General features: G+C 45.6%; 5 protein-coding genes. All 5 read right to left on the bottom strand.

Going from position 1 to position 6,675, the window contains the following annotated elements; all coding sequences use genetic code 11:
* Positions 1–44: 44 nt before the first annotated feature.
* The 5 genes from gndA to E0D98_RS20220 all read right to left on the bottom strand — a co-directional run bounded on the left by gndA (position 45) and on the right by E0D98_RS20220 (position 6,604).
* Positions 45–1,451, bottom strand: a complete 1,407-nt coding sequence (gene gndA, locus E0D98_RS20240; protein WP_000043453.1) for an NADP-dependent phosphogluconate dehydrogenase — start codon at positions 1,449–1,451, stop codon at positions 45–47.
* A gap of 162 nt (positions 1,452–1,613) precedes the next feature.
* Positions 1,614–2,984 (bottom strand): colanic acid biosynthesis phosphomannomutase CpsG, encoded by a 1,371-nt coding sequence (gene cpsG, locus E0D98_RS20235; protein WP_001504395.1) that lies wholly within the window; start codon positions 2,982–2,984, stop codon positions 1,614–1,616.
* An 18-nt stretch (positions 2,985–3,002) separates the two neighbouring features.
* The gene (cpsB, locus tag E0D98_RS20230; RefSeq protein WP_001406004.1) at positions 3,003–4,430 is read right to left on the bottom strand and encodes a mannose-1-phosphate guanyltransferase; all 1,428 of its coding nucleotides are present in this window, start codon (positions 4,428–4,430) and stop codon (positions 3,003–3,005) included.
* An 8-nt stretch (positions 4,431–4,438) separates the two neighbouring features.
* The gene (locus E0D98_RS20225) at positions 4,439–5,548 is read right to left on the bottom strand and encodes a glycosyltransferase (RefSeq protein WP_000866500.1); all 1,110 of its coding nucleotides are present in this window, start codon (positions 5,546–5,548) and stop codon (positions 4,439–4,441) included.
* Positions 5,549–6,604, bottom strand: coding sequence for a glycosyltransferase family 1 protein (locus E0D98_RS20220; RefSeq protein WP_000639382.1), 1,056 nt, complete (start codon positions 6,602–6,604; stop codon positions 5,549–5,551).
* Between the last annotated feature and the right edge of the window lie 71 nt (positions 6,605–6,675).

Below are 6,675 nucleotides of genomic sequence, written 5' to 3'. Positions count from 1 at the left end.
GCGCAATATACGCCAGGCCTCAATTTATTGTTAGTTAAATAAGATTAATCCAGCCATTCAGTATGGAACACACCTTCTTTATCAATGCGCTTATAAGTATGTGCACCGAAATAGTCACGCTGTGCCTGGATCAGGTTCGCAGGCAGAACAGCGGCACGGTAGCTGTCATAATAGGCAACCGCAGCGGCGAAGGTGGGAACCGGGATACCGTTCTGTACTGCATAAGCAACAACATCACGCAGCGCCTGCTGATAGTCATCGGCAATTTGCTTGAAGTACGGGGCCAGCAGCAGGTTAGCGATCTGCGGATTTTCGGCATATGCATCGGTGATTTTCTGCAGGAACTGCGCACGGATGATGCAGCCAGCACGGAAAATCTTCGCGATTTCGCCGTAGTTCAGATCCCAGTTGTACTCTTCAGACGCAGCACGCAGCTGAGAGAAGCCCTGAGCGTAAGAAACGATTTTGCCCAGATACAGCGCACGACGAACTTTCTCGATAAACTCAGCCTTGTCGCCTGCTGGCTGAGCTTGCGGGCCAGAGAGAACTTTAGACGCGGCAAGGCGCTGATCTTTCAGAGAAGAAATATAACGAGCAAACACAGACTCGGTAATCAGCGACAGTGGTTCGCCGAGATCCAGCGCGCTCTGGCTGGTCCATTTACCGGTACCTTTGTTTGCTGCTTCATCCAGAATCACATCAACCAGGTAGTTACCGTCTTCATCTTTTTTGGTGAAGATATCTTTGGTGATGTCGATCAGGTAGCTGCTCAGTTCACCGTTATTCCACTCGGTAAAGGTCTGTGCCAGTTCTTCGTTAGAGAGATTCAGGCCACCTTTAAGCAGAGAATAGGCTTCAGCAATCAGCTGCATATCGCCGTATTCAATACCGTTGTGAACCATCTTCACATAGTGACCTGCACCATCGGCACCAATATAGGTAACGCATGGCTCCCCGTCTTCAGCTACTGCAGCGATTTTGGTCAGGATTGGTGCAACCAGTTCATAGGCTTCTTTCTGCCCACCAGGCATGATGGAAGGACCTTTCAGCGCGCCCTCTTCACCACCGGAAACACCGGTACCGATGAAGTTAAAGCCTTCGGCAGAAAGCTCACGGTTACGGCGAATGGTGTCCTGGAAGAAGGTATTACCACCATCAATGATGATGTCACCTTTATCGAGGTATGGCTTGAGGGAATCAATAGCAGCATCCGTGCCAGCACCTGCTTTCACCATTAACAGGATGCGACGAGGCGTTTCCAGAGATTCAACAAACTCTTTCACCGTATAGTAAGGAACCAGTTTCTTGCCTGGATTTTCGGCAATCACTTCTTCCGTCTTTTCACGGGAACGGTTGAAAATAGAGACGGTATAGCCACGGCTTTCGATGTTGAGCGCAAGGTTGCGCCCCATCACTGCCATACCGACGACGCCGATCTGTTGCTTTGACATTGTTTACTCCTGTCAGGGGTGGTCACCGCCGAGTGTGCGGCTTAAATGTGGTATAGATGTTAACTCACTCATAGAGATGGTGAATAGCATTACCTTTGCTATACCACACTGAATATCTCATCTTTTCCGTCTTTTAAAACTTATTTATATGAAATTACTGAATTACTTGTTCAATAACGCAAGGATAAGTTTTGTCTTTTCTTCCATCAGCGGCACATCACCGCGCGATTCAACATTCAACCGCACCACCGGTTCGGTGTTGGAGGAGCGCAGGTTAAAGCGCCAGTCGGCAAAGGTCATGCTGATGCCATCGGTGCGATCCACCGCCAGCGCCTCACGGCTAAAATGCTGTTCCACGCGGTTAATCGCCTCAACGGGTTGCGCCAGTTTGCTGTTGATCTCACCGCTTGCCGGAAACGCCGCCATCCGGTCGCGCACCAGCTCTCCCAGCGTTTTTCCTTTCAGACACACCAGTTCGGCGACCAGCAGCCATGGGATCATGCCGCTGTCGCAGTAAGCAAAATCACGAAAGTAATGGTGGGCGCTCATTTCGCCACCGTAGATGGCGTCTTCCTTGCGCATCCGTTCTTTAATAAAGGCGTGTCCGGTTTTCGACATTACCGGGGTGCCACCTGTGGCCGTCACCACATCAACGGTGTTCCAGGAGAGACGCGGATCGTGGATGATCTTCGCGCCGGGATTTTTTTCGAGGAACGCTTCTGCCAGCAGGCCGACAATGTAGTAGCCTTCGATAAACTGCCCTTTTTCGTCAAACAGGAAGCAGCGGTCAAAATCGCCATCAAAGGCAATGCCCATATCCGCGCCGTGTTTGATGACCGCATTGCGGGTGTCGTCGCGGCATTCTGGCAGTAGCGGGTTAGGAATACCGTTGGGGAAATTACCGTCCGGCGTGTTGTGCACTTTGATCAATTCCACCGGTGCGCCGAGGGCTTTAAAGCGGGCTTCGATGGCGTCAACTACCGGACCCGCTGCGCCGTTCCCGGAGTTGATCACCAGCTTGAGCGGCGTGAGGTTTTTGACATTGATATAACCGAACAGGTGATCAACGTAAGCGTCACGCAGGTTGATTTGCTGATAGCGACCGCGTTTGGTTTCATCGACGGGAGGAAAGTCGTTGGCTTCAGCCAGGCGCTGGACATCGCGCAGTCCGGTATCACCGCTGATCGGGCGAGCCCCTTCGCGCACCAGTTTCATGCCGTTATAATCCATCGGGTTATGGCTGGCGGTAACTTCAATGCCGCCATCCACGCCGAGATGGAACGTGGCGAAATAGATCTCTTCGGTGCCGGACATACCGATATCCAGCACATCGACGCCCGCATCCTGTAAACCTTTCGCCAGCGCCAGTTTTAAGGTTTCGCTGGTGAGGCGGACGTCACCGCCTAACACAATGGTTTTCGGTTTGAGAAATTCGCCATAGGCGCGACCAATGCGCCAGGCAATATCTTCATTCAGTTCTTCGCCTAATTTTCCGCGAATATCGTAGGCTTTAAAACAGGTTAATTTTTCCATACTAATTTTACCGTAATCTCAGACACGACCATATTTGTCAGCAAAACGTACAATGTCATCCTCTCCCAGATAAGAACCTGAGCGAATCTCAATCAGTTCTAAAGGGATCTTTCCAGGATTCTCCAGACAGTGTGTTGACCCAACAGGAATATAGATAGACTCGTTTTCACCGAGGAGTTTAGTTTGTTCGTTAATTGTTACTTGTGCAGCTCCTGCGACGACAATCCAATGCTCAGCACGATGGTGATGCATCTGAAGTGAGATACTTTCACCTGGTTTTACCGTCAATCGCTTAACCTGATAACGGCTCCCGGTATCAATCGAGTCATATTTACCCCAGGGACGATAAACTTCGCGATGAGTATGATGTTCGTGGCGCCCGTTAGCTTTTATCGATTCGACTATTTTCTTCACATCCTGAACGGCGTTACGATTGGCAATCAATACAGCATCCTTAGTCTGCACAACAACCAAATCTTTCACGCCAACTGTAGTCAAAAGCCCTGATTCAGAATACAGGAAGCTGTTTTTGGTATTGCAGGATAATACATCACCTGTGACGACATTACCCTCTGGCGTCTTATGGCTAATATCCCATAGCGAAGACCAGGAACCGACATCACTCCAGCCCGCATCCATTGGCACAACAACAGCATCGGAAGTCTGCTCCATCACAGCATAGTCAACTGACTCATCAGGACAAGCCCTGAAAGCATCTTCATCAACGCGAATAAAATTAAGGTCAGGCTCAACAGCACTCATTGCCTTTTCGCATGCTTCAAGAATATCCGGGCGGTATTTTTTTAGTTCCTCAAGATAGCGATCGGCGCGGAACAGGAACATCCCACTATTCCAGTAGTATTCACCGCAGGAAACGTAGGCTTCAGCCGTTTCAAGATTAGGTTTCTCAACGAATTGCGCGACGTCGAATGCATCTGCATGTTCAACACCATCGCACGGCACACCGCGGCGAATGTAACCATAGCCAGTCTCTGCTTTATTCGGGACTATACCAAATGTCACAAGCTTTCCATTTTCAGCATAAGGAAGCGCCTTACGAACGGAATCACGGAATGCTTCTTCATTTTTTATGACGTGGTCGGCGGCAAGAACCAGCATGAGCGCCTTACCTTCGGGCTGGGCACGAGTTGCGGCTAGTGCAGCCAACGCTATCGCCGGAGCAGTATTACGACCAATCGGTTCGAGGATAATATTCTCGGTGAGTTTATTCATCTGGCGAAGTTGCTCAGCAACAATAAAGCGGTGCTGTTCATTACAAATAACGACAGGACTTTCACACACGATGCCCTGCAGTCGGTGTATTGTCGCTTGTAACATAGTCAGTTCACCTTCCAGACAAAGAAATTGTTTTGGATAGAGAACACGAGAAAGCGGCCATAAACGACTACCAGAGCCTCCGGCCATAACAACAGGAAATAATGGCATAATTGCACTCACTTTAAAGATGAATATAAATTAATTATATTTTTAACCATCAATTCTTTAGTAAACATGGTATCAAATCTGGCCTTAGCGCCTTTACTAAACGTTGCACTGTTTTGAACAACAGAAACTATACCTTTAGCAAGTGCTTTGGCATCATTAGGCTCAACAACAATACCAGTCTCGTTATGCTGATTAACCCAAGCCACGCCACTTCGGGGAATATTTGTCGACACAAGCGGTCTGGAGAAACTCATAGCCTCTAACTGGACTACACCAAATGCTTCAGATTCATGAATAGATGGCAAACAAAAAACGTCGCATGATTTGTAATAGGATGCTAAATCCGAATAATTGATGCTACCAAGAAGAACGACTTTATCTGACAATCCATCATTAGCAACCTTTTGCTTTAATGTGTCAATTAGTGGGCCTGTTCCACCAATAAGAACAATGTAATCCGGAGGAAGCTCCTTCGCAGCATCAATCAGATATTCCATACCTTTGTAATAAACAAGACGCCCAAGAGAAAAAACTATCTTTTTATTTTGATAGCGTTTTTTTATACTTTTTTCAAGCTCATCATTTAGCGGCATAACATGAGTATCAACTCCAATAGGAATACAAACAATTTTATCCTGATAAGGTTGCAAAGTTGGAGAAGACTGCCCATAAACAGGACTTGTAACTATAATACAGGTACATTTATCTAAAATCCATTTTTGCAACGGCGCAAAAAGCAATAATAGTTTTTTTTGCTTAACAATATCGCTGTGCCAGTGGAGAACTATTTTTCCTTTTGGTGGAAATAAAAAAAGCGCCAACACAGCCATTGGATTTGGAAGATGAACGTGAATAACATCATAGTTATTTCTGATCGCTCTCCAGCGTAAAATCAAGGAGAAAGATAGCGGTGTCGAGAAAAGCTGTGCAAACAATTTCTGGCGGTAAACCTTATAACGAAACTTTCCGTCGTCTTTTCTTTCCCCAATAGGATCAACACAGAGAACGTCAACAGGCTGACCATTACTTTTTGTAATTCCTTCGCTAATATCAAATGCAACCTGCTCAATTCCCCCGTGTACTGGAGGATAAAATTTACTAAATTGTAAAACCTTCATTCAAATATTCCTTTGAGAGATGACATCCATAAGTTTCGATGCAACATCCCGTACGTCAAATTGTTCCAGTCTACGATATCCATTGCAAATCAATACAGGGCTGAGCTCATCATAATTTTCGATCAGCTCACGTAACTTACTACTAAAATCTGATGAGTCCTCTGGATTGAAATAGTAAGCAGCATCACCACAAACTTCAGGGATGCTTGCGCGGTCAGAAGCCATTACGGGACAGCCACGTTGCATCGCTTCAAGTGGAGGAAGGCCGAAACCTTCATACAGTGAAGGATAGACAAAAACTGAAGCTTGTCTATACTTTAACTCTAAGTCATCGTCTGATAGATAGCCACAGAATATAATGTTCTCATGCTGAGAAAAAGTCACCTTTGAGAAAGCAGCTCCTAACCCTCCAACAACGATGAGCTTATAACCTTTGATTTGCGAATTTAAAAAAGAATTAATAATAAACTCTATATTTTTTCTAGGTTCTAAGGTACCAACCAATAAAATCTCTTTACGCCTAACCGCTTTATTTTCAATATTATTCTTGATATTAATAGATGTGTCTACTGAATTTCGTAATACAGTGATCTTGTCAGAGTCTACCGCCAGATATTTCTCTATCTCTGATTTCGAAAAATCACTAACCGTGAAGATACCTCTAGCGAATCTTGCCTGAATAGCATAGTTAACCTTGTATACTGCACGATATAACAAACGGAACCACTTGGGATGTGCGTACAATGACATATCATGGATAGTAAAGTAACAATTTTTATAAAAAGCAGGTGATAAGCCAGTAAAACAGAGCAGCAACGGATTACCAACGCTTCTTAGATAACGAGGGAGTTCGATTTGTTCCCAAAAATGTCCATTACGATTTCCTATTTGAAGGATATTAAACTCGTCCCGCCAATTCTCATCAATGAGATCAGTTTTCGGTGTCAAAAAACAGATATCAGGAATGTGTTTAACGAGTTCCCGGCATAAAACTAATGCATATTGCTGCACACCGGTTTTACGCTGAGTCAAGAATCTTGCATTAATATAGATCATTTATTACTCGGCATTCTGTAAATATAACACTGAAACATGAAGAAAGAATAAAAAAGAATAAATCTAAAAGG

Origin of the sequence: Escherichia sp. KCJ4928, from assembly GCF_004352695.1 — a bacterium.
In the GTDB taxonomy this organism is placed as follows: Bacteria; Pseudomonadota; Gammaproteobacteria; order Enterobacterales; family Enterobacteriaceae; genus ECMA0423.
Note: the sequence above shows the minus strand (reverse complement) of the source record. Positions and strands in the feature narration are given on the sequence as shown.